Source organism: Mycobacterium sp. 1274761.0, assembly GCF_001668615.1.
Lineage (GTDB): Bacteria > Actinomycetota > Actinomycetes > Mycobacteriales > Mycobacteriaceae > Mycobacterium.
Genome location: NZ_LZMC01000075.1, coordinates 1 through 20,532 on the forward strand (window position 1 = coordinate 1; position 20,532 = coordinate 20,532).

General features: G+C 66.5%; 23 protein-coding genes. 10 read left to right on the forward strand and 13 right to left on the reverse strand.

The annotated features are described in order from the left end of the window. Positions 1-1,177: cation:dicarboxylate symporter family transporter (locus A5651_RS15935; protein WP_066982621.1), on the forward strand; the 1,177-nt coding region annotated here is incomplete at its 5' end. Here A5651_RS15935 and A5651_RS15940 read toward each other — a convergent pair. Further along, positions 1,174-1,608, reverse strand: a complete 435-nt coding sequence (locus A5651_RS15940) for a hypothetical protein (protein WP_066982624.1) — start codon at positions 1,606-1,608, stop codon at positions 1,174-1,176. The genes A5651_RS15935 and A5651_RS15940 overlap by 4 nt on opposite strands. Continuing rightward, positions 1,605-3,083: a glutamate--cysteine ligase gene (locus tag A5651_RS15945; RefSeq protein WP_066982627.1), complete on the reverse strand. Its 1,479-nt coding sequence runs from the start codon at positions 3,081-3,083 to the stop codon at positions 1,605-1,607. Before A5651_RS15945 ends, A5651_RS15940 begins: the two co-directional genes overlap by 4 nt. 80 nt (positions 3,084-3,163) lie before the next feature. Between A5651_RS15945 and A5651_RS15950 the strand changes: the two genes are divergently transcribed. Together A5651_RS15950 and A5651_RS15955 are read left to right on the forward strand one after the other, a co-directional pair. After that, positions 3,164-3,964 carry an MBL fold metallo-hydrolase gene (locus tag A5651_RS15950; protein WP_066982630.1) on the forward strand — a complete coding sequence of 267 codons (801 nt, stop codon included), beginning with the start codon at positions 3,164-3,166 and terminating at the stop codon, positions 3,962-3,964. Positions 3,965-4,026: 62 nt separating this feature from the next. Continuing rightward, positions 4,027-4,380 carry a CD225/dispanin family protein gene (locus A5651_RS15955; RefSeq protein ID WP_082943798.1) on the forward strand — a complete coding sequence of 118 codons (354 nt, stop codon included), beginning with the start codon at positions 4,027-4,029 and terminating at the stop codon, positions 4,378-4,380. Here the strand turns inward: A5651_RS15955 and A5651_RS15960 are convergent. After that, complete coding sequence (locus tag A5651_RS15960) at positions 4,368-5,156, reverse strand: class I SAM-dependent methyltransferase (protein ID WP_231988713.1); 789 nt, start codon at positions 5,154-5,156, stop codon at positions 4,368-4,370. The genes A5651_RS15955 and A5651_RS15960 overlap by 13 nt on opposite strands. 56 nt (positions 5,157-5,212) lie before the next feature. On the opposite strand from A5651_RS15960, the gene glpK reads away from it, so the two are divergent. After that, the gene (gene glpK, locus A5651_RS15965; RefSeq protein WP_066982633.1) at positions 5,213-6,730 is read left to right on the forward strand and encodes a glycerol kinase GlpK; all 1,518 of its coding nucleotides are present in this window, start codon (positions 5,213-5,215) and stop codon (positions 6,728-6,730) included. A 51-nt stretch (positions 6,731-6,781) separates the two neighbouring features. Here the strand turns inward: glpK and A5651_RS15970 are convergent, their stop codons facing one another. The 3 genes from A5651_RS15970 to A5651_RS15980 form a co-directional block, all read right to left on the reverse strand. Next, positions 6,782-7,654: an oxidoreductase gene (locus A5651_RS15970; RefSeq protein ID WP_066982636.1), complete on the reverse strand. Its 873-nt coding sequence runs from the start codon at positions 7,652-7,654 to the stop codon at positions 6,782-6,784. Positions 7,655-7,704: 50 nt separating this feature from the next. After that, the gene (locus tag A5651_RS15975) at positions 7,705-8,415 is read right to left on the reverse strand and encodes a PadR family transcriptional regulator (RefSeq protein WP_066982638.1); all 711 of its coding nucleotides are present in this window, start codon (positions 8,413-8,415) and stop codon (positions 7,705-7,707) included. 175 nt (positions 8,416-8,590) lie between these two features. Continuing rightward, on the reverse strand, positions 8,591-9,442 hold the full coding sequence (locus A5651_RS15980; protein WP_066982641.1) for an RDD family protein: 852 nt from the start codon (positions 9,440-9,442) through the stop codon (positions 8,591-8,593). A gap of 27 nt (positions 9,443-9,469) precedes the next feature. On the opposite strand from A5651_RS15980, the gene A5651_RS15985 reads away from it, so the two are divergent. Continuing rightward, positions 9,470-10,462 carry a stage II sporulation protein M gene (locus A5651_RS15985; RefSeq protein ID WP_066982645.1) on the forward strand — a complete coding sequence of 331 codons (993 nt, stop codon included), beginning with the start codon at positions 9,470-9,472 and terminating at the stop codon, positions 10,460-10,462. Between the two features lie 3 nt (positions 10,463-10,465). Here the strand turns inward: A5651_RS15985 and A5651_RS15990 are convergent, their stop codons facing one another. Genes A5651_RS15990 through A5651_RS16010 form a run of 5 tightly spaced genes read right to left on the reverse strand, consistent with a single transcriptional unit; the run spans position 10,466 to position 15,608 of the window. Then, positions 10,466-11,788, reverse strand: coding sequence for a DUF58 domain-containing protein (locus tag A5651_RS15990; protein ID WP_066982647.1), 1,323 nt, complete (start codon positions 11,786-11,788; stop codon positions 10,466-10,468). Further along, positions 11,788-12,756 carry a MoxR family ATPase gene (locus tag A5651_RS15995; protein WP_066982650.1) on the reverse strand — a complete coding sequence of 323 codons (969 nt, stop codon included), beginning with the start codon at positions 12,754-12,756 and terminating at the stop codon, positions 11,788-11,790. The genes A5651_RS15990 and A5651_RS15995 overlap by 1 nt, the downstream gene beginning before the upstream one ends. Then, positions 12,753-13,886: a DUF4350 domain-containing protein gene (locus tag A5651_RS16000; protein WP_066982758.1), complete on the reverse strand. Its 1,134-nt coding sequence runs from the start codon at positions 13,884-13,886 to the stop codon at positions 12,753-12,755. The genes A5651_RS15995 and A5651_RS16000 overlap by 4 nt, the downstream gene beginning before the upstream one ends. A gap of 2 nt (positions 13,887-13,888) precedes the next feature. Further along, the gene (locus A5651_RS16005) at positions 13,889-14,503 is read right to left on the reverse strand and encodes a DUF4129 domain-containing protein (protein WP_066982653.1); all 615 of its coding nucleotides are present in this window, start codon (positions 14,501-14,503) and stop codon (positions 13,889-13,891) included. Between the two features lies 1 nt (position 14,504). Next, positions 14,505-15,608 carry a glycerophosphoryl diester phosphodiesterase membrane domain-containing protein gene (locus A5651_RS16010; RefSeq protein WP_231988714.1) on the reverse strand — a complete coding sequence of 368 codons (1,104 nt, stop codon included), beginning with the start codon at positions 15,606-15,608 and terminating at the stop codon, positions 14,505-14,507. A gap of 61 nt (positions 15,609-15,669) precedes the next feature. On the opposite strand from A5651_RS16010, the gene A5651_RS16015 reads away from it, so the two are divergent. The 3 genes from A5651_RS16015 to A5651_RS16025 all read left to right on the forward strand — a co-directional run bounded on the left by A5651_RS16015 (position 15,670) and on the right by A5651_RS16025 (position 18,126). Further along, entirely contained in the window at positions 15,670-16,134 is a 465-nt protein-coding gene (locus tag A5651_RS16015) for a GatB/YqeY domain-containing protein (protein WP_066982659.1), read from the forward strand. A gap of 36 nt (positions 16,135-16,170) precedes the next feature. Continuing rightward, positions 16,171-17,157, forward strand: coding sequence for an LLM class F420-dependent oxidoreductase (locus A5651_RS16020; protein ID WP_066982662.1), 987 nt, complete (start codon positions 16,171-16,173; stop codon positions 17,155-17,157). A gap of 72 nt (positions 17,158-17,229) precedes the next feature. Beyond that, positions 17,230-18,126, forward strand: coding sequence for a manganese catalase family protein (locus A5651_RS16025; protein WP_066982761.1), 897 nt, complete (start codon positions 17,230-17,232; stop codon positions 18,124-18,126). 63 nt (positions 18,127-18,189) lie between these two features. On the opposite strand, the gene A5651_RS16030 is transcribed toward A5651_RS16025, so the two are convergent. Then, positions 18,190-18,774, reverse strand: coding sequence for a hemerythrin domain-containing protein (locus A5651_RS16030; protein WP_066982764.1), 585 nt, complete (start codon positions 18,772-18,774; stop codon positions 18,190-18,192). 106 nt (positions 18,775-18,880) lie between these two features. Here A5651_RS16030 and A5651_RS25745 point away from each other — a divergent pair, with 106 nt between their 5' ends. Next, positions 18,881-19,033, forward strand: coding sequence for a hypothetical protein (locus A5651_RS25745; RefSeq protein WP_197496638.1), 153 nt, complete (start codon positions 18,881-18,883; stop codon positions 19,031-19,033). 6 nt (positions 19,034-19,039) lie between these two features. On the opposite strand, the gene A5651_RS16035 is transcribed toward A5651_RS25745, so the two are convergent. Next, positions 19,040-19,726: a phosphodiesterase gene (locus tag A5651_RS16035; protein ID WP_231988715.1), complete on the reverse strand. Its 687-nt coding sequence runs from the start codon at positions 19,724-19,726 to the stop codon at positions 19,040-19,042. Between the two features lie 79 nt (positions 19,727-19,805). On the opposite strand from A5651_RS16035, the gene A5651_RS16040 reads away from it, so the two are divergent. After that, entirely contained in the window at positions 19,806-20,498 is a 693-nt protein-coding gene (locus tag A5651_RS16040) for a HemK2/MTQ2 family protein methyltransferase (protein WP_066982766.1), read from the forward strand. Positions 20,499-20,532: the final 34 nt, after the last annotated feature.

The following is a 20,532-nucleotide window of genomic DNA, read 5'->3' on the forward strand; positions in this document are numbered from 1 at the left end:
CCCCGTCATCTTCTGCACGGTGGTGCTGGGCATCGGCAAGATCAGGGCGGCCGCGGTCGGCAAGGTCGGCGGCCTTGCGTTGGGCTACTTCCTGGTGATGTCGACGGTCGCGCTGGGCATAGGGCTGCTGGTCGGCAACATCATCGCGCCGGGAACCGGCCTCGACATCCCGTCCGATCCATCCAAGGGCGCCGAACTGGCGGGGGAGGCCGCCGCCAAAGGCGGCCCGATGGACTTCATCTCCGACATCATCCCGACGACCCTGTTCTCGTCGCTGACGAAGGGAAATGTCCTGCAGGCGCTGGTCGTGGCGTTGCTGGTGGGCTTCGGCATCCAGACTTTGGGCCCCACCGGTGAGCCTCTGCTGCGCGGTGTGGAGCTGCTGCAGAAGCTGGTGTTCCGCATCCTGTTCGGCGTGCTGTGGGTGGCGCCCATCGGGGCTTTCGGGGCGATGGCCGAGGTGGTCGGTGCCACCGGCTTCGACGCCGTTGTGCAGCTCGGCGTGCTGATGGCGGCGTTCTACCTCACGTGCGTCATCTTCGTATTCGGTGTGCTAGGCGCCATCTTATGGACCGTCAGCCGGGTGTCGATTTTCAAGCTGGCCCGCTACCTTGCACGCGAGTACCTGCTGATCCTCGCGACGTCGTCGTCGGAGTCGGCGCTGCCCAGGCTGATCGCGAAGATGGAACACGCCGGTGTTGAACCCGCAACGGTGGGAATCGTTGTGCCAACGGGGTATTCGTTCAACTTGGACGGCACCGCGATCTATCTGACGATGGCCTCGCTGTTCATCGCCGACGCGCTGGGCGACCCGCTGTCAATCCCCGAGCAGCTCGGGTTGCTCGCGTTCATGATTCTGGCGTCCAAGGGCGCCGCGGGGGTGACCGGTGCCGGCCTGGCGACCCTCGCCGCCGGTGTGCAGGCCCATCGGCCGGAACTGCTGAACGGCGTGGGGATCATCGTCGGCATCGATAGGTTTATGTCCGAGGCCCGCGCACTCACCAACTTCTCGGGCAATGCGGTGGCCACCGTTCTGGTCGGGTCGTGGACGAAATCCGTGGACCACCACCAGATGCAGTGCGTCCTCGACGGTGAGAGACCGTTCGACGAAACCACGATGATCGACGACGAGGCCGCCGAAGAGTCGACCGACGAGCACGAGGCCGCCGACCGCTAACGCTGCACCAGCAGCTGCGCCCGGTAATCTTCGAAGGGCCTGGGATCGTCGGGCGCCTGCGGATACGGTTCGAGAGCCTTCAACGAGATCGTGAGCCCGCCGGCCTGAACCGTCTGCCTGTTCTGACCGGGTGCCGGGTTGGTGTTGAATTCCGCTGTGGCAGCCGGTCTTCCGGGGGACTGCACCTCGACCGCGACCCGCGCCTGGCCGGTCCAGAAGCATTCGACGTCCAGGGGGCACCGAGAGTCTTCGAGGACGCCGGTGAACCGCACGCGCAGGTTCTCATCACTGATTGCCTCCTGCCCGCCGTTGAGCGTGAACTCCCGTCCCACTGTGAACGTGACGGGGTCGGCGCCGGCCTGCTGGCCGTGCTGGCAGCTGGCCAGAGCCACCGTCGCCGCGGCGGCTACCAGCCAACGCCTGGGCGTCATCCGTCGATCTCCCATGTGTGCACCGGCTCGTTGCTGTGCATCCGTGCGCAGTAGCGCCGCAACATTTCGGCGAGCGCTTCCGGCCGGGTCATGCCTCGCTCCTGCAGGATGCGTACCGTCTGGACTTGCCAGACCGAGCCGTTGCGGCCGGTCTTCGCGCGGCCTTCGATGACTCCGAGGTAGCGGTCGGACACCTCATCGGCCACCCCCCAGCTGCGCAGACCGGCGCGGGCCATCGGAAGCAGTTGGCGCAGCACCAGTTCGTCGGGCGTCACCTCACCCACACCTGGCCAATACAGCCTGGCGTCCATGCCGTGCTGGGCGGATTCGAGGAAGTTTTGGTGTGCGGCAGCAAAACTCATCTTCGTCCACAACGGCCGGTCGTCCTCGGACAGGGTACGCAACATGCCGTAGTAGAACGCCGAGTTGGCCATCATGTCGAGCACCGTCGGACCGGCAGGCAGCACGCGGTTTTCCACGCGAAGGTGTGGCCGGCCATCCACAACGTCATATACCGGGCGGTTCCACCGGTAGATCGTGCCGTTGTGGAGTCGAAGCTCAGGCAGTTTCGGTGTGCGCCCCGCGGCCAGCTCGGCGACGGGGTCTTCGTCGGACAGCTCGGGCAGCAGCGACGGGAAGTAGCGGACGTTTTCCTCGAACAGGTCGAAGATCGACGTGATCCAGCGCTCGCCGAACCACACCCGTGGCCGCACGCCCTGCGCCTTGAGTTCGTCGGGGCGGGTGTCGGTGGCCTGGGCGAACAACTCGATGCGGGTTTCGGCCCACAGTTGATGGCCGAAGAAGTAGGGCGAGTTGGCGCCAAGTGCGAGCTGCGGACCCGCAATCACCTGCGCGGCATTCCAATTCTTCGCGAAGTCTTCGGGGGACACCTGAAGATGCAATTGCATGCTGGTGCAGGCTGATTCGGGCGCAATCGAGGCGGCGTGCAGGCTGAGCCGCTCCGGGCCGATGATGTCGATCTGGATATCCTCGCCGCGGGCGACAAAGATGGAATCGTTGAGCGCCTGATAGCGCGTCGAATTGCTCATCCAGTCGCCGGTGAGATGCTCGGGCATCAGCGTCGGCAGGATGCCGATCATCACGATGTGGGTACCGCCCGAGGTCGCCTTAGCCTCGGCCGCGTTGAGGCTCGCCCGTACATCGGACTCCAATTCCAGCGCAGAACGCCCGGGCAACGGCCGGGGTGGCACATTGAATTCGATGTTGTAGGCGCCCAATTCGGTCTGATAGGCCGGATCGGCGATCGACGCCAGCACTTCGGAGTTGCTCATCGCGGGCTGATACTCGTTATCGACGAGGTTGCATTCGATTTCCATGCCGGTCAGCGGCCGCTCGAACTCGAAGCCCGATCGAGCCAGCATGGTCTCGAAGACGTCCAGGCACAGCTGGACCTTGCGCCGGTACTCGCGGCGGTGTGCGCGGGTGTAGTCGGTCCGCGTCACCTCTTCGCCCACACCGCCGATGGAACAGGCTCAGCGAGGTCCGCGCAAGGACCGGCGCATAATCCGGCGGGCCGCGGGTAAGCCCCCTTGCGATGGATATCACTGTCACCTTCATCGGCAACGCCACCACGCTCATCTCCGGCGGCGGGATCACCGTGATGACCGACCCCAACTTCCTGCATCGGGGACAGCACGCCTATCTGGGCTACGGGCTGGTGTCCAAGCGCCTACGGGAACCGGCCCTCGACATCGACCAGTTGCCACCACTGCAGGCGATCGTGTTGTCCCACATGCACGGCGACCACTGGGACCGCCGCGCGACCACCGAACTCGATCATGAGCTCCCGGTACTCACCACTGCCCATGCGGCAAAGCGGCTCGGACGCCGCGGATTCGGCTCCGCGATAGGTCTGAGCACCTGGCAGAGCCACAAAATCGTCAAGGACGACGCCGTCCTCGACGTGACGGCCCTACCCGGCAGGCACGCCCCGATGCCGGTGCATCGGCTGTTGCCGCCGGTGATGGGCACCATGCTCGAATTCACCTCGGGCGAGCGGACGCGCCGGATCTACATTTCCGGCGACACGCTCTGCGTGGACGAGCTCAACGAGATTCCGGTCCGCTTCGCGGCCATCGACGCGGGGGTGCTGCACCTGGGCGGCACCCGGCTGCCCGCAGGTCGACGGCTGCCGTTCGGGTTGACGGTCACCATGGACGGCCGCCAGGGCGCCGACGCGGTCGAGGCGCTCAACCTGCCGAGGATGATTCCCGTCCACTTCGATGACTACGGGGTTTTCGCCTCGCCCCTGTCGGATTTCGTCGAAGAGATGAGACGGCGTGGGATCAGCGACCGTGTCATCGAATTGGAGCGCGGCGCCTCGGTGAGCATCTGACGACCGCCGTCGATGGCAGTACGTTCGGTGATGTCGTTTTCTCCATCGACAGGGAGTCCGATATGACCGAATCCGAACCGACCACCCCGACACAGCAGCCGCAGCCTGCGGCGCTACCGCCCGCGCCGCCACCCCACAACGTCGGCTGGGCCGTCGCCGCGGTGTTGTTCTTCTGGCCGCTGTCCTTTTCGGCCTTCACCCACGCCTTCAACGTGTATCCGCTGTGGGCGGCGGGCAATTATGCGGGTGCGCAGTATGCGTCCGACCGGGTGCGCCGGCTGGGCCAGCTGTCACTGTGGATCGCGGGTGGTCTGCTGCTGCTGTTCGTGATCTTCTACGCCATCTTCGTGATGGTGCTGATCTCCCAAGGCGGGGACTGGGGCCACCACGGGATGCCCCGTCGCTACGCGGACTGACGGCTGGCGACGGCTATCTGCGGACTGACCAGGCCACCGCGCAGCTCGAGCTGGATCATCGGGTCGGCGTGCTCCGCGAGCGCCCGCAGGGCTGAGGGGCTGTAGCAGCGCAGCGAGCTGATCACACCGTCATGCACGAACGGCACCCACGGCGCCAGCGGGAGCATGGTCGCCAGCCGCACGAGGTGCAAGGGTGCGGGCGGCCGCGGCAGATCGATGATCAGGAGTTTGGTGGCCGCCCGGGTGCCCTCGGCGAGGACCTTCACGGCCAACGCCGGCGGGAGATGGTGGAAGGACAGCACGAATACTGCCAGATCGAAATGGCGGTCAGGCGCGTCGATTGCCGTCGCGTCCATCCGAGCGACCCTGGCGCGTGGATGGTCGCCGAGGTCGGTCGCGGCGATGGCCTGCACCGATGCTGTGTCCAGATCGGTGACCGTGAGCTCGGCAGTGGGATGCCATTCGAGCAGCTTGCGTGACAGGGCGCGGTGGCCCGCGCCGAGCTCGAGGATCTTCGGGTCGGGCACGTCGGCCACTTCATCGAGCGCGATGTGGGCGAACTTGTCGGTGTTGCCGAAGACGGCGCCCGTCCATTCGAGCGCGCGGATCACGCTGCGCTTCTTGCCCTCGTCGACATCGTCGCGGTCCAGGTACTCCAGCCGATCGGTCTGCAGCAGGCGATCGAGGCATGACGCGTCGGGGCCGCCGCGGGGCATGCGGTCAATGTCTGATGTCGCCGGCCTTCCGGCTCGAATGTCGACGATCTTGCCTGGCATGTGGTCCATGATGGACGACTGGAGCTTGGCGTGCACAAGGTGAGGAGCATCCGGAGTTGGCAGAGTTCATAGCGGCGATCGATCAGGGCACCACGAGTACCCGCGCCATGATCTTCGACCACGACGGCGCAGAAGTCGGACGCCACCAGCTCGAGCATGAGCAGATCCTGCCGCAGGCTGGCTGGGTCGAGCACAACCCGGTCGAGATCTGGGAGCGCACCGCATCGGTGCTGAATTCGGTGCTGAACAAGACGAAGTTGTCGACGACCGACCTTGCGGCGCTTGGTATTACGAACCAGCGTGAGACGTCGCTGGTGTGGAACCGCAACACCGGCCGGCCCTACTACAACGCGATCGTCTGGCAGGACACCCGAACCGACCGCATCGCCTCGGCGCTCGACCGGGACGGGCGCGGGGACGTGATCAGGCGCAAGGCCGGTCTGCCACCGGCCACCTACTTCGCCGCCGGCAAGGTGCAGTGGATCTTGGAGAACGTCGACGGCGTGCGCGAGGACGCCGAGAAGGGCGACGCCCTCTTCGGTACCGCGGACTCGTGGGTGCTGTGGAACCTCACGGGCGGGTCCCGCGGCGGGGTACACGTCACCGACGTCACCAACGCCAGCCGAACCATGCTGATGAACCTCGAAACCCTCGACTGGGACGACGAATTGCTGTCGTTCTTCGACATCCCGCGCCAGATGCTGCCCGAGATCAAGCCGTCGTCCTATCCGGAGTCCTACGGCATCACCCGCGACGAGGGACCCGTCAACGGCCAGATCCCTATCACCGGAATACTCGGCGACCAGCAGGCCGCGATGGTCGGTCAGGTATGCCTGGATGCAGGAGAGGCGAAGAACACCTATGGCACCGGCAATTTCCTGCTGCTGAACACCGGCGAGAAGATCGTGCGGTCCGACAACGGGTTGTTGACGACGGTCTGCTACCAGTTCGGAGACGCGAAACCCGTTTATGCACTTGAAGGTTCGATCGCGGTAACCGGCTCGGCTGTGCAGTGGCTGCGCGACCAGCTGGGCATCATCAGCGGCGCCGCGCAAAGCGAGTCGCTGGCCCGACAGGTCGAAGACAACGGCGGGGTCTACTTTGTGCCCGCCTTCTCGGGGTTGTTTGCGCCGTACTGGCGTTCGGATGCCCGCGGCGCGATCGTCGGGCTGTCGCGGTACAACACGAACGCCCATGTGGCGCGGGCGACGCTGGAGGCGATCTGCTACCAGAGCCGCGATGTCGTCGATGCGATGGAGGCCGACTCTGGCGTGCACATGGAGGTGCTAAAGGTCGACGGCGGCATCACCGTCAACGACCTGTGCATGCAGATCCAGGCCGACGTCCTCGGCGTCGACGTCGTCAAGCCGGTCGTCGCCGAGACCACCGCGCTGGGCGCGGCGTACGCGGCGGGTCTCGCGGTCGGCTTCTGGGAGAACGAGGACGACCTGCGGTCCAACTGGCAAGAGGACAAGCGCTGGACGCCCGATTGGAGCGACGACCAGCGCGCCGCAGGCTATGCGGGCTGGAAGAAGGCCGTCGAGCGCACGCTGGACTGGGTCGACGTCGAGTGATTTCGGCGTGAAAACCCGCGCCCGTCGCGGGAAATCACGCCCAAATCGCAACTAGGCGGCGTCGTCGAGTTGGCGCTTGATGTCTTCGTCCAGCTCGATGTCGGCCACAGCGGTGTTCTCTTCGAGGTGCGCAACCGACGATGTCCCCGGGATTAGCAAGACGTTGGGAGCAACCGACAGAGTCCATGCCAGCGCGATCTGCGCCGGTGTGCGACCCTGCCGCTCGGCCTCCCGCTTGACGGCGGGGTGGCCGAGCACCGGGTTGTCGGCGACGAACGCCGACCCGAGCGGAAAGAACGGCACGAACGCGATTCCGTGTTCTCCGCAAGCGTCCAGGATTGGCTGCGCAATCCGGTCGACCAGATTGTAGGCGTTCTGAACGCAGACGATCTCCGTGTGGTCCAGCGCGATCTGCAGGTGCTCAATCGTGATGCTGCTTAACCCGATTCCGCCGATGAGTCCTTCGTCGCGGGCCTTGATCATCGCGTCGAGTTGACGACCGAACAGGTCGCGGTCGACGGGGCCGGTGGCGATCGGATCGTCGTCGTGGATACGAAGGTTGACCGCGGCGAGCCGGTCGGTGTCCAGCGTGCGCAGGTTCTCTTCGATGCTGGCGCGCAACTCGTCGGGATGCTGGGCGGGCAGCCACGCGCCGGTGTCGTCGCGCCTGGCGCCCACCTTGCTGACCAGCGCGAGGTCGGCCGGATACGGGTGAAGCGCTTCGCGGATCAGTTGGTTGGCGACGTTGGGTCCGTAGAACTGCGCGGTGTCGATGTGGTTGATGCCCAACTCGACTGCTCGGCGCAGAACCGCCACCGCCTGGTCGTGGTCGCGGGGAGGGCCGAACACTCCCGGCCCGGGTAGTTGCATGGCGCCGAAGCCGACGCGGCCGACATGGAAAGAGCCCAGCGGGAAAGTTCGCATAGTTAGTGCGTACACGATTCCCGCCGGGCTTATTCCGGTTGGATCGGCGACTACGCCGAATCGTCGGTTTCGGCGAGGATGTTGTAAACCTCGCGGCGGGCGTTGTTGACGATGTCGATGATGCGCTGCTGCTGCTCCTCGGACGCGGCGAATGCCGACTGGGCGACGGCGCCCATCAGCTGGGTCACCGCGGTGTGCAGGTTGGCGTGGCCGGGCTCGACGTCGGCGGCGATCTCTTCCCACGGGGGAGTCTCGACCTTCTCGGCGGCCGCGCGACCGTCGTCGGTGAGCTCGAAAAGCCGCTTGCTGCCTTCGGTTTCGGTGCCGACGATCAGGCCCTCGTCGACCAGCAGTTGCAGGGTGGGGTACACCGAGCCGGGGCTCGGCCGCCACAGCCCGCCGCTGCGCTCGGCGATCTCCTGGATCATCTCGTAACCGTGCATAGGCCGGTCGGACAGCAGCGCCAGGATGGCGGCGCGCACGTCGCCGCGCTTGCCGCGCCTGCCGCCGCCGCGACGTCCGCGGGGCCCGCCGAAGCCGAACCCGAAGCCACCGCGCGGGTCGAAACCGAAGCCGCCGCGGCCGGGCCCGAAACCAAAGCCGGCCTGAAAGCCGGGGCCGTGTCGGTCGGCGCCGTGCTCACGGATGTGGTCGCGGAATTCGCGACGGGCCTGCCGGCGATGCTCGTGCAGCGCGCGGCGCTGCTCCGGTCCGAATCCGAAGCCGAACCCGCCGGGTTGTGGTGTGAATGGGTAGTTCATGGACAGTCCTTACGTTTGGGAGGAAACGCCCTACGCGTTTCCGATACGACAACGATATATCGGAAACTATCGCGATGCAACGTTGCTGTATGCGCCGAGGAACCCCTGGACCCCGCCCGGGCATAGTGGTGTTGGCCTGGATTGACGGCCGTCTCGGTGAAGCTCTACCGGGCTGTCAGCCAGGGGGCGCGAAGCTGTCACCGCCGGGTGCTGGCGGCGGTGGTGACCACGGCGCGCTCGGCGGCGGGCTCCACGACGGCGGCTGCTGCGGCGGCGCCGGCCGCAACCGCTCCAGCTCGCGACGGTGCCGTTCCGCCAACACCGCGGCCAGTACATACTGCGGGGGGACACCGGGTGGCGGGGGCGGCGAGATCCGCGACACAACGTCACCGGCAATGCGATACGCCATCTGGTCGCGAATCTGTGGATCCAATTGCGATGCCCGCGAGAGGAATTGGCGAGCCAACTCGGCCTGTTCGGCGCCGAGAGCCGACAGCTGCAGCGACGAGGCCCACCATGCCAGCGACGGCGGCATGACCGGTGGCGGTGGCAGCCGTGGTCCGCGCTCGCTGATCACGACGGTGCCGGCGAACACATCCCCGAGCCGCTTGCCCTTCGGTGACAGCAGGCTGCAGATCACCGCGGGGGCGCCGAAGAACATCCAGATTTCGATGAACGAGGCCAGCGCGCGAAACAGCGCCTGCCGGAAGCGTTCCGGGCCACCGTCGTCGGAGACCACCCGAAGCCCGAGCGCCATTTTGCCGAGCGTCTTGCCGCGCGTTGCGCTTTCGAAGATCAACGGATAACCGATCAGCGCCAGCACGGTGAAGATGATCAAAACCGCTCCGGAGAGCGCGGCGTCCAGCGAGCCGAGGGTCAGCGCCCACAGCATCACTCCGGCCAGATAACCGACGAAGATCACCGCGATATCGATCAGCGCCGACAGCGCCCGGACAGGCAGCTGGGCGATCTGGACGTCGAGGACGACGGCGTCACCGGTCACCACCTGTTCTGCCTGCCCGACCATGCCCGACACGCTACTAGGATTTGCCAGGTGGATGTCGACGCATTCGTGCTGGCCCACCGGCCGACCTGGGACCGGCTCGACGAGCTGGTCAAGCGCCGCCGGCGGCTGACAGGTGCCGAGGTCGACGAACTCGTCGATCTGTATCAGCGGGTGTCGACGCACCTGTCGATGGTGCGGACGGCCGCGGCGGATTCCGTGCTGGTAGGTCGGTTGTCGTCGCTGGTGGCCCGGGCCCGGTCGGCGGTGACCGGCGCGCACGCGCCGCTGTGGAGCGAGTTCGTTCGGTTCTGGACGGTGTCGTTCCCAGTTGCCACCTACCGGTCGTGGCGCTGGTGGGTCGCCACCGCCGCGGTGTTCTTCGCCGTAACGGCGATCATCGCCATATGGGTGGCGGGCAATCCAGAGGTCCAGTCCGCCATCGGAACACCCAGCGAGATAGAACATTTGGTCAATCACGAAGTGGCCGACTATTACAGCGAGCACCCGTCGGCGTCCTTCGCTCTCCAGGTCTGGACGAACAACTCCCTGGTCGCCGCCCAGTGCATCGCGTTCGCTCTTCTGCTGGGCATTCCGATTCCGTACATCCTGTTCCAGAACGCCGCCAACCTCGGCGTCATAGCCGGCTTGATGTTCAACGCCGGCAAGGGCGACATCTTGCTCGGCCTGCTGACCCCGCACGGGCTGCTGGAGTTGACCGCGGTGTTTCTCGCCGGGGCTGCGGGCATGCGGCTGGGGTGGACGGCGATCTCGCCCGGCGACCGGCCCCGCGGGCAGGCGCTCGCCGAACAGGGCAGGGCGGTGGTGTCGGTCGCCGTCGGGTTGGTGGCCGTACTGCTGGTGTCCGGGCTGATCGAGGCGATGGTGACGCCGTCGCCGTTTCCGACGCCCGTGCGCGTCGGTATCGGGGTGCTCGCCGAGGTAGGGTTCTTGGTCTACATCATCTATTTCGGACGAAAAGCCGTGGCGGCCAACGAGTCCGGCGATCTCGACGACGCGCCCGACCTGGTGCCGACAGGCTGACCTTTAGAGCCGGCCGGTGGCCTTCATCGCCAGATAATGATCGGCCAGCGCGGGTGCCAACTCGTCCGGCGGCGCGTCAACGACGTCGACTCCGTGTCGGCGCAACCGTGACGCGATGGACCGCCGGTCGTTGCGGGCCCGCTCGGCGGCCGCGGCGTCGTATACCTGCGCGGCGTCGGACCGCCCGGCGGCCAGTTGATCGATCCGGGGGTCGGCGACCGCGGCCACCAGCACCTGATGTCTGGCCGACAGTTGCGGCAGAACGGTCATCAACCCTTCGTCGAGCGCCGACGCGTTGAGGTCGGTCATCAGCACCACCAGTGCGCGCCTGCGGACGCGACGCTGCACCGCGGCCACCACCGCGGCGGCGTCCAACTCGACCAATGCCGGGTCCAGCGGCGCCATGGCGTTGACCAACTGGGCGAGCAGTTCGGTACGCGACGCGTTGAATACCCCGCCTCGGGTCACCCGGTCGTGGGCGAGGAAGTCCACGTGGTCGCCGGCCCGAGATGCCAACGCCGCCAACAACAACGCGGCATCCATCGACCAGTCCAGCCGCGGCCAACCGCCGGGTTCGGACTTGGTGGGGTCGACGCCCACGCGGCCCGCCGAGGTGCGGCCCGTGTCCAGCACGAGCACGATCCGCCGGTCTCGCTCTGGCCGCCAGGTGCGCACGACGACGTCGGCGCGGCGTGCAGTGGCGCGCCAGTCGATGGAACGGACGTCATCACCGATGACGTATTCCCGCAGCGAGTCGAATTCGGTGCCCTGGCCCCGGATCAGCACCGGCACCGCGCCCTCGAGTTCCCGCAGTCTCGCCAGCCGTGATGGCAGATGTTTGCGCGACAGGAAGGGCGGCAGGATCCGGATCTGCCACGGCACCCGGTGTGAGATCTGCCTGCCGGCCAGGCCCAAGGGGCCCAGCGACCGCGCGGTCACCAACGCCGAACGCTGATCACCGCGACGTACCGGCCGCAGCCAGGTTTCCACGTCAATGTGTTGGCCCGCAGACAGATTCACCGGATGGGTGCGTGGCTGCGCGCGCCCGCTGGGCGGCCACGCGTCGCGGATCTGCCCGCGCATGCGGCGCCGTCCGGCATTCACGATCGACAGCCGGGCGGCCACCGGCTGACCCAGCCTCGCTGCGGTGTCGCCGGACCTGGTGAACCGCAGCTGCCGCGTGCTGGCCGCCAACGACACATCGGCTGCCACCGCGACCGCCAACGCGGCCGCCAGGACGACGAAAGCCGTTGCGGGCCAGGGTGATAGTGCGATCGGGAGGACGCAAATCAGTGCCACCAGGCCGGCGCGCCGGGTGAGGACCACTATCGCGGTACCGGCACCGCGGCCAAGATGCCGTCGAGGACGGCGTCCGGGCTGGCGCCCTCCAGTTCGGCCTCCGGCCGCAGCGCAACCCGGTGCCGTAGTGTCGGACGTGCCATGGCCTTCACGTCGTCGGGGGTGACGTAGTTGCGGCCGGACAGCCACGCCCACGACCGCGCCGTGGCCAACAACGCGGTCGCACCGCGCGGCGAGACACCGAGTTGCAGTGAAGGCGAATGCCGTGTGGCGCCCACGATGTCGACGATGTAGCCCAGCACCTCGTCGGCCACCAGCACTTCGCGTACGGCGGCCCGGCCCGCGGTGAGCTCCGCCACGCCGGCGACCGGCCGCACCGCCGACAGATCACGCGGATCGAAGCCGCGCGCATGACGGTTCAGAATCGCGACCTCCTGATCGCGCGGCGGCAGCGGGACGGTGAGCTTCAGCAGGAACCGGTCGAGCTGCGCCTCAGGCAGCTGGTAGGTGCCCTCGTATTCGATCGGGTTCTGTGTGGCGGCGACGATGAAGGGATCAGGCAGCGGACGCGGCTGACCCTCGACGCTGACCTGACGTTCCTCCATCGCTTCCAGCAGCGCGGCTTGCGTCTTCGGCGGCGTCCGGTTGATCTCGTCGGCCAGCAGCAGATTCGCGAACACCGGGCCAGGGTGGAATTCGAACTCGGCGGTGCGGGCGTCGTACACCAACGAGCCGGTGACGTCACCCGGCATCAGATCCGGCGTGAACTGCACACGCTTGAACTCCAATTGAAGAGCCGCCGCCAGCGTTCGCACCAGCAGGGTCTTCGCAACGCCGGGCACACCTTCGAGCAGCACGTGGCCGCGACACAGCAGCGCTATCACCAGGCCGCTGACCACGGCATCTTGGCCTACTACCACCTTAGCGATCTCGCTTCGCAAGGCCAGCAACGCATTTCGCGCGGTATCTGTGGGTGCGGTTGCGGACTGAGTCACGAGCGTGCGACCTGCCTTTCGATGTCGTCGAGCGCGTTGGCCAGGTTGACCAGGTCGGCGTCGGTTGCCGGCGGCGGCCCGAACAGCGTATGTCCTACTGCCTGCGGATCTCCCCCGATGCGCTGCGCCACCGTCTCGACGACGGCAGCGCGTTCGGCGTCGGGTCCGAGGCCGAGCCTGGGCATGAGCCGTTGCAGCGTCGCCGTGCGCAGGGCATCGGCGGCACGGTCACTCGCGCGGCGCGACCGGTACAGCCTGCCGCGGCCTTCAGCTGTCTCGGAGGCGCGCACCACCACCGGAAGCGCCTCGGCGACCAGGGGGCCGATCCGGCGCGCCTTCCACAGCGCCAGCAGCACGACGACGAGGCACAGTTGCAACACGATCCACAACACCCGCTCTGGTATCAGATCGGAAATGGTTGCGCTGCCTGACGTCTCATCGCCCTCGGGGCGCTGCGGGGCGTACCAGACCAGCCGCGGCTGGGTGCCCGAGAGATTCATCGCCAGCGCGGCGTTGCCCTGCTTCGGTAACCCGGCGTTGGTCATGAACTCCGAACTGCCGACCACGGTGATGGTGCGCCCGCCCTCGGTGTAGCGGGCCAGGGCACCGTCGTAACAGCGAGTCACGGACACCTCGCCGGACGCCTCGAACGTGTCGCTTGCCCCGAACTGAACATCGCCCGCGCGCATCGCTTCCCGCATATCGCAGTCGGGTGGGCCGCCTGCGGTGCCGCCCGCCGAGCGCCGCAGTTGCGGTGCCAGCACCTCCCTGGCGTGCGAGACGGGCTCGACGAGGAGCCGGTCGCCGGGTACCGCTGCCAGCCGCCGCAGCAGGTCCTCATCGGAGATGTTGTGCGTCTGGGCCGTCAGCACAAGGGAATCGGGAGTGGCCGCGCGTTCCACCGCGGCGAGGTCGTCGGCGACTATCACGTCGACGCCGCGGTCACGCAGCAACGTGACGAGGGCGTGGGCGCCTCCGGAGGACGTTGCGCCGGCGTCCATTCGCCCGCCGGGCCGCGGCGTGGTCAGCAAGGTCGTGACCGTCATGACGGCACCGACGACGACCAACGCCACGAGCACCCATCGGTAGTTACGCCACCGCTGCATGACCGTCGGGCCGACGGCGGTCATCGTCACGGCGCGACCGTCCTGGCTGGCCCGCGCGCCCGTAGCCGGTCGTCCAGGTCGGCGATCATGCGGTAGGTCGGCTCGGTACCCGGCCGTTCGCCGTAGGTGACGTCGTTGAAAGTCGTTGCCGCGCCGGTCAATTCGTCGGCAAGGTTCGGTACCGCCGCGCCCGCATCCTTCGCGAGTTCGGTGGCGGTGCGGCCCGGCACCGGGTTGAGCACACCGTCCTCTTCGAGTTGGCGGGCAACCGCTCTGAGGCGATGGCGGATGGCGGCGGCCCAGTCACCTTGTGCCGCATACTGTTCGGCGGTGGCGCGGTGCTGACCGGCCGTCAGCTCGTGGGAGTCGAACAGGGCCAGCTCGCCGCCGCGTTTGGTGCGCATGGTCCGGCGCGCTATCCGCACGGCGACCACCACCGCCACCGCGAGGATGATCAGCAGTACGGTGATGGTGAACCAGCCGCCGGGCAACGAAGAGCCTTCCTGCGCAATGCGGTAAAGCAGGTCGTCGAGCCAGTCCCCGAGGCGTTCGGTCAGCGACGACCTGGGATAGATGGGTTTTGCGAGCTCGCGCTGCGCCGCCTCATGGGCGGTGTCACGGTCGACGTCGATCGCGGGCACGTCAGGGCTGCCGCGTCAGCCACAGATGATCAGTCGAGTCCGGCGCTGCGCCCGGCGCCGCCCCGGTCTGCAGCACCAGGTCGAACGCCTCGGCCCGCATCCGCCGATCGGTGTAGATCAGCACCACCGCACCCGCACTGAACGGCGCCGTGATGATCTGTGCGACCGCCCCGCCGATCGCGACCAGCACGAGTGCCAGCGGGATCGTCGCGGTGGATTCGGAACCCACCAGCATTAACTGGCCGACGAGGCTGAACGGGATCGCCACCGCGGCCGCGACGATGCCCGCAACCAGCGTGGCCACCAGCCGGATCCCCAGCACCCGCCAGAAGTCCCCCTTGATCAGCCGTACCGACCGCTTGATGGCGGGGAAGACGCCGAGGCGCTCGAGCACGATCAGTGGCGGCGCGAAGCTGAGCACCGTCCACAGGTAGACCAGCAGCGCAATCAGGCTCAGAACCAACGGGATCGCGATGACGAACGCCACCGCACCGCTCAACGAGGCGGCGACGATGATCACGAACCCCACGACGAAGATCGGAACGGCGACCGCGAGCAGCCACAACGCCATGAAGCCGAACAGCGGCCACAGCCGACCCCGGACCCGTTGCCACGCTTCGCCGATACTGATCGTGGCTCCGAACACCGCCCGTCCGACGATGACTGTGAGCATGCCGCTCAGCACGATCGACGACAGCAGCGTGGTCACCGTGCTGGCAATGTTCGACGCCGACTCGCCCACCATCGCCGCCGTCGACCCTTCCTGGCCGCGCAACACCCCGAGTTCACCCATGGCTGCCAACGGCCCGATCTGCAGCACGAGCCCGATGAGCTGGGCGATCACCACGACGATCGTGGTCAGGCCCAGCGTGGCCTTCGGGTTGGTGCGGATATAGGAGAAGGCACCGTTGAGGATGTCGGTCAGGCTGAGCGGCCGCAGCGGGATGACACCGGGCTTGAACGCAGGTGGTCCGTACGGTGGTGCGCTGAACCCCGGCGGGGGGTAGCCGGGATAGCCGGGCGGCGGGTAGCCCTGGTAGCCCGGTGGGGGATAAGGCTGATAGCCAGCGGGATAGCCGGGCGGCGGATACCCCGGGTTGCTCATGGCAACCATCCTGTCGATCACCGCGACAAAAGACAACGCGAGTCGGCGTAGCGTTTGCGTCATGGCGGAACTCAAGGACCGGCTTCGGACAGACCTGACCGCTGCAATGAAGGCGCAGGACAAGTTGCGCACGGCGACACTGCGGATGCTGTTGTCGGCCATTCAGACCGAAGAAGTGTCCGGTAAGCAGTTGCGCGAACTGTCCGACGCCGACGTGCTCAAGGTGTTGGCCAGGGAATCGAAGAAGCGCGGCGAATCGGCGGAGATCTACACCCAGAACGGCCGCGGTGAACTGGCCGCCAACGAACACGCCGAGGCCCGCATCATCGACGAGTACCTGCCGACGCCGCTGACCGAAGCGGAGTTGGCCGACGTGGTGGACACCGCCATCGCGCAGGTCGCCGAGGAGACCGGCGAAGCCCCCGGCATGAAGCAGATGGGTCAGGTGATGAAGGCCGCCACCGCGATCGCGGCTGGTAAGGCCGACGGGGCGCGCCTCTCGGCGGCGGTCAAGGCCCGCCTGTAGCCGTTTCGGTGTTCGTCACCTGGGTAATCGGGTGCCATGACGCGTTTTGGCTACACCCTGATGACCGAACAGAGCGGACCCAAAGAGCTTGTCCGATATGCCGTTTCGGCGGAGCGCGTGGGCTTCGACTTCGAGGTCTCCAGCGACCACTTCTTTCCGTGGCTGGCCTCCCAGGGGCATGCGCCGTATGCATGGTCGGTCCTCGGAGCCGTCGCCAACGCCACCGAACGAGTCGAGCTGATGACCTATGTCACCTGTCCGACGATCCGGTATCACCCCGCCGTGGTCGCCCAGAAGGCAGCCACCCTGCAGGTCCTCGCCGACGGCCGCTTCACCCTCGGCCTGGGCAGCGGCGAGAACCTCAACGAACACGTCGTCGGGAAGCGGTGGCCGACGGTCACCCGTCGACACGAGATGCTGCGCGAAGCGATTCAGATCATCCGCGAGCTGTTCACCGGCGAACTCGTCGACTGGAAGGGTGAGCACTTCGAGGTCGACTCCGCCCGCATCTGGGATGTGCCCGATGTTCCCGTCCCCATTGCGGCCGCCGTGTCCGGGGACCGTTCCGTCGAGCTGTTCGCCCCGCTGGCCGACCACCTCATCGCGGTTGAACCCAACAAGGATCTTGTCGACGCATGGCATGAAGCAAGGCGCGGCACCGGACTGCCGGGCGACGTCCGGGTCATCGGCCAGATCCCGATCTGCTGGGATCCCGACCGCGACGCCGCGATCGCGCGCGCACACGACCAGTTCCGGTGGTTCGCCGGTGGCTGGGCGGTGAATTCCGACTTGCCGACCACGGCGGGCTTCGAGGGCGCTACGCAGTTCGTCAAACCATCCGACGTCGCCGAATCCATTCCGTGCGGACCGGATCTCGACGCGATCGTCGAGGCCGTCAGCGAGTACTGGAAGGCCGGCTTCACCGACATCGCGCTCGTCCAGGTCGGCGACGCCGGCCAGAACGAATTCCTCGAGGAGGCCGCCGGGACGCTGCTGCAGAAGCTGCGCGCTGCAGCAGGCTAGTCAACGAGTTTGGGCCGAACGCTCTCGGGTACCCGGCACGTTCTGCACTACTTCAACAGCTCGGAGATGCCGATGTTCGTCCACAACAAAGACCTTCAATTCGAGGTACGGGTCGAAAAGCCCGACCCGCGGTTCGCTTCTCTGCTCATGGAGCAGTTCGGCGGAGCGAACGGAGAACTCACCGCGGCGCTTCAATACTTCATTCAGGCGTTCGTGCTGCGACAGAAAAACCCGAAGATGTACGACCTGTTCATGGACATCGCCACAGAAGAACTCAGCCACCTCGAAATGGTCGGCTCGACAATCACGATGCTGCTGGATGGCCTGAACGACGACCTGAAGCTGGCCAACGAGCGGTGTGACTGGATGCCCGCGGTGGCGAGCGCAGACGGCCGCGAGCAGGCCATTCATCAGGTCGCAGTCAACCCGCTTTTCTTCGTCCTCAGCGGGGGCGGCCCCGACGCCAAAGACTCCGCCGGCAACAACTGGACCGGAGCGTTCATCGACGCGAACGGCGACCCCACCGTCGATCTACGCAACAACCTCGCCGCTGAATCGCGAGCGAAGATCGTCTACGAATATCTGAAGCAGTTCACCGACGATCCCGGCGTTCAGGACACCCTGACCTTCCTGATGACACGCGAGATCGCTCATTACCAGCAATTCACTGCAGCGCTCAACGAACTACCGGTGAACTTCCCGCCAGGTACTCTCGCCGGCGACGACCGCTTCCAGAACGTGGCGTTCAACATGTCCAACGGTGGAGGCAGATCCAGTCGCGGGCCGTGGAATCAGGGCCAGGGACCGTGGCCGGACGGCATGAAATGGAAGTACGTCCAGAAGCCCGAAGAAGAGTGGCTGGGCACAAAGATTCGGGAGAACAAGGGCGCAAAGAACAATCCCGAAGGTCAGCCAGACGTACCGTGTGAAAAGCCGTTTACACACGAACAGCGCACGCCCACAACCTGATACACGCTGATACATGCGGAAGGTCGGTGCCGGAACGTGGCATCGGCCTTTGGCATGCCGAGGTCAGTGCTGCTGGGGATCAGGTGGATTCTCTGCCGCCCGCCCGCTGACGGCGTCACGCACGTGGTCCATCACCGCAGCTCCCATACCCATAGTCTTGAGCACCGTCGGATTGGGAGGAGTGTCTGGATGCGGTCGCGTCGGTGCGGCCTTCTTCGCGGTCTCCAGCTTTTCGCCCAGCTTCTCCAACTCTTCACGGCCGACCTCCGACTCGAACACCGGCCAGACGACGTCCTGCTCGTACATGATGTGCTCGCGGGCTGCCTTGACGAACTCCTGCAACGCCTCGTGGTAGTCGGGGTCGCCCGGCTTACCGTCTTCAAGGCGCTGTAGGAGCTTCTTGCCTTCCTGCTCCTGCTGTATCGCAACATCGGCGAGTTCGTCACCGCTGTCGAGTGCCTCCCGTACAGCAGGCCAGAAAAACTGTTCCTCGACGGCTTCGTGCTGCGATTCGGCGATGATGAGGTTGGTCACCATGGTTTCCAATCCGCTTTGCTGTGCGCCGGAACCGGTGGGCGCACCGTCGAGGACCTCGAGCATCCCTAGCACGCTTTTGTGGTCCTCTCGGAGAAACGTCAAAGCATCCATCTCAAAACCTTTCAGACCGTTGAGGGTTCGCACCCCATACCCCGGGGGATGCGGTTGAAACGCCGCTACTGCGGGTAGCTCCCACCGGGGACGAAGGAGAAACGTGATGACTCGCGGCAAGGGACTCTACGACGACGAAACCGCAGGCGAGAAGAAGGGCGGCCGGCCGGGACCAGCCGACGAAGGCCGCGAGGGCGGCATGGCCACTCGGGAGATCGCACCCGACGTGGCCGAGCCCGATCAGGAGCCGCCCGACTGACGGCGCTTATGCGTCGCGGCCCTCGCGACTACGGCGGTAGGCGGCGCGCCGGAAGTCGGCCAGCCACTGCGGCAACGGCTGCACGTCGGGATCGGTGTTGAGGATCGGATCGAACGCGACGTCCTCGACGTGCGGACGCCGCAGCGTCAGTCGCGCCAGCGGCAGAAACTCGCCGGTGCCCGCCGCCTGGTCGACCAGGAAGTCGACGCCGGTGGAGCCGAGGTGGCTGCGGATGGCGTCGAGGGGCAAACCCGCCACGTCGATTTCGGTGGTGAGCCGGGCTCGGATCCACCACACCCCGTCACCGTGGCGAAACGGCATGAGGCTGGAGAAGGTGGTTCCCCACCACTTGGCGGCCGGCGCCAACAAAAGTCGGTTGCGGACCGTCGAGGCCAGCAGCACATCCCACGGTGTGGTTGCGTCGGACACCCGCATTCGCCAGGCCAGTCCCGCGATGTCGGGAAGCGCCCCGGGGAGACCGATGCCCTTCGAGACGCGGCCGATGACGTCGCCGGATGCCATCGGCAGTCCTTCGCCTGCTGGCGCCAGCCGTTCCAGCGTCCCCTCGGCAAGGATGCCGACGGGATGGAACAGCCGGCGGCCGCGGACAGCGGAGCCCAGCCGCACTGGCAGGGCGGCGATATCGGAGAACTGCACCAGTCGTGATTGCCCCGGTGGGGGCGGAGCAAACACGTAGCGCTGGTTTAACACCGCTGATATGGGGCATTAATTCAAAGCTTGACCCATCACGATCATGCGCGAAAGGCCGATGTTGACCACTGCCTACAACGACTGGGACGCACCGGTCGTCACAGAGGGCGTATACACGCCGCAGGAAGATTCCCGTCTGCTGATCGACGTCATGGACAAGACCGGGCTGGCACGCGGCCGCCGCGTGGCCGACTTGTGCACCGGTAGCGGTGTCGTCGCGATCGCGGCCGCTGATCAGGGCGCTGCCGAGGTGACCGCTTTCGACATCTGTCCGCGTGCGGCGCATTTCGCGCGCCAGCAGGTGTCGATGGCCGGCGTCGATGTCACTGTTCATCTCGGCTCGTGGGCGCGTGCCGCCGAATTCGGGCCGTACGACCTGGTGGTGTGCAATCCGCCCTACGTTCCGCATGATCCGGCCATCGACGACCTGAACCTGCCGGAGCACGTGGGACCGTCTCGCGCGTGGGACGCCGGTTATGACGGCCGGCTAGTACTCGACCCGCTGTGCGCGTCGATGCGGGGCCTGCTCGCCGAAGGCGGCACGATGCTGCTCGTGCAGTCCGAGTTCGCCGAACCACGCAAGACGCTGGCCGCCCTGGCAAGTTGTGGCCTGGACGCGGAAATTCTTGCGTGGGAATGGATTCCGTTCGGTCCAGTGCTGTCGGCGCGGGCGCAGTGGCTTGAAGACACCGGTCGGCTCGATCCGGGTCGCCGGGAAGAAGAACTCGTGGTGATCAGAGCGGACAAGGCGTGAGCGACGATGCCCGCACCGTGCGGGTGGTGCCGTC

Excerpts from the sequence above, each read along its gene's own strand:
- A5651_RS15940 (WP_066982624.1), bottom strand. The coding sequence starts at position 1,608 with ATGACGCCCAGGCGTTGGCTGGTAGCCGCCGCGGCGACGGTGGCTCTG.
- A5651_RS15950 (WP_066982630.1), top strand. The coding sequence starts at position 3,164 with ATGGATATCACTGTCACCTTCATCGGCAACGCCACCACGCTCATCTCC.
- A5651_RS15955 (WP_082943798.1), top strand. The coding sequence starts at position 4,027 with ATGACCGAATCCGAACCGACCACCCCGACACAGCAGCCGCAGCCTGCG.
- A5651_RS15960 (WP_231988713.1), bottom strand. The coding sequence starts at position 5,156 with ATGCCAGGCAAGATCGTCGACATTCGAGCCGGAAGGCCGGCGACATCA.
- A5651_RS15970 (WP_066982636.1), bottom strand. The coding sequence starts at position 7,654 with ATGCGAACTTTCCCGCTGGGCTCTTTCCATGTCGGCCGCGTCGGCTTC.
- A5651_RS15975 (WP_066982638.1), bottom strand. The coding sequence starts at position 8,415 with ATGAACTACCCATTCACACCACAACCCGGCGGGTTCGGCTTCGGATTC.
- A5651_RS15980 (WP_066982641.1), bottom strand. The coding sequence starts at position 9,442 with ATGGTCGGGCAGGCAGAACAGGTGGTGACCGGTGACGCCGTCGTCCTC.
- A5651_RS16000 (WP_066982758.1), bottom strand. The coding sequence starts at position 13,886 with ATGACCGCCGTCGGCCCGACGGTCATGCAGCGGTGGCGTAACTACCGA.
- A5651_RS16010 (WP_231988714.1), bottom strand. The coding sequence starts at position 15,608 with ATGAGCAACCCGGGGTATCCGCCGCCCGGCTATCCCGCTGGCTATCAG.
- A5651_RS16015 (WP_066982659.1), top strand. The coding sequence starts at position 15,670 with ATGGCGGAACTCAAGGACCGGCTTCGGACAGACCTGACCGCTGCAATG.
- A5651_RS16020 (WP_066982662.1), top strand. The coding sequence starts at position 16,171 with ATGACGCGTTTTGGCTACACCCTGATGACCGAACAGAGCGGACCCAAA.
- A5651_RS16025 (WP_066982761.1), top strand. The coding sequence starts at position 17,230 with ATGTTCGTCCACAACAAAGACCTTCAATTCGAGGTACGGGTCGAAAAG.
- A5651_RS16030 (WP_066982764.1), bottom strand. The coding sequence starts at position 18,774 with ATGGATGCTTTGACGTTTCTCCGAGAGGACCACAAAAGCGTGCTAGGG.
- A5651_RS25745 (WP_197496638.1), top strand. The coding sequence starts at position 18,881 with ATGACTCGCGGCAAGGGACTCTACGACGACGAAACCGCAGGCGAGAAG.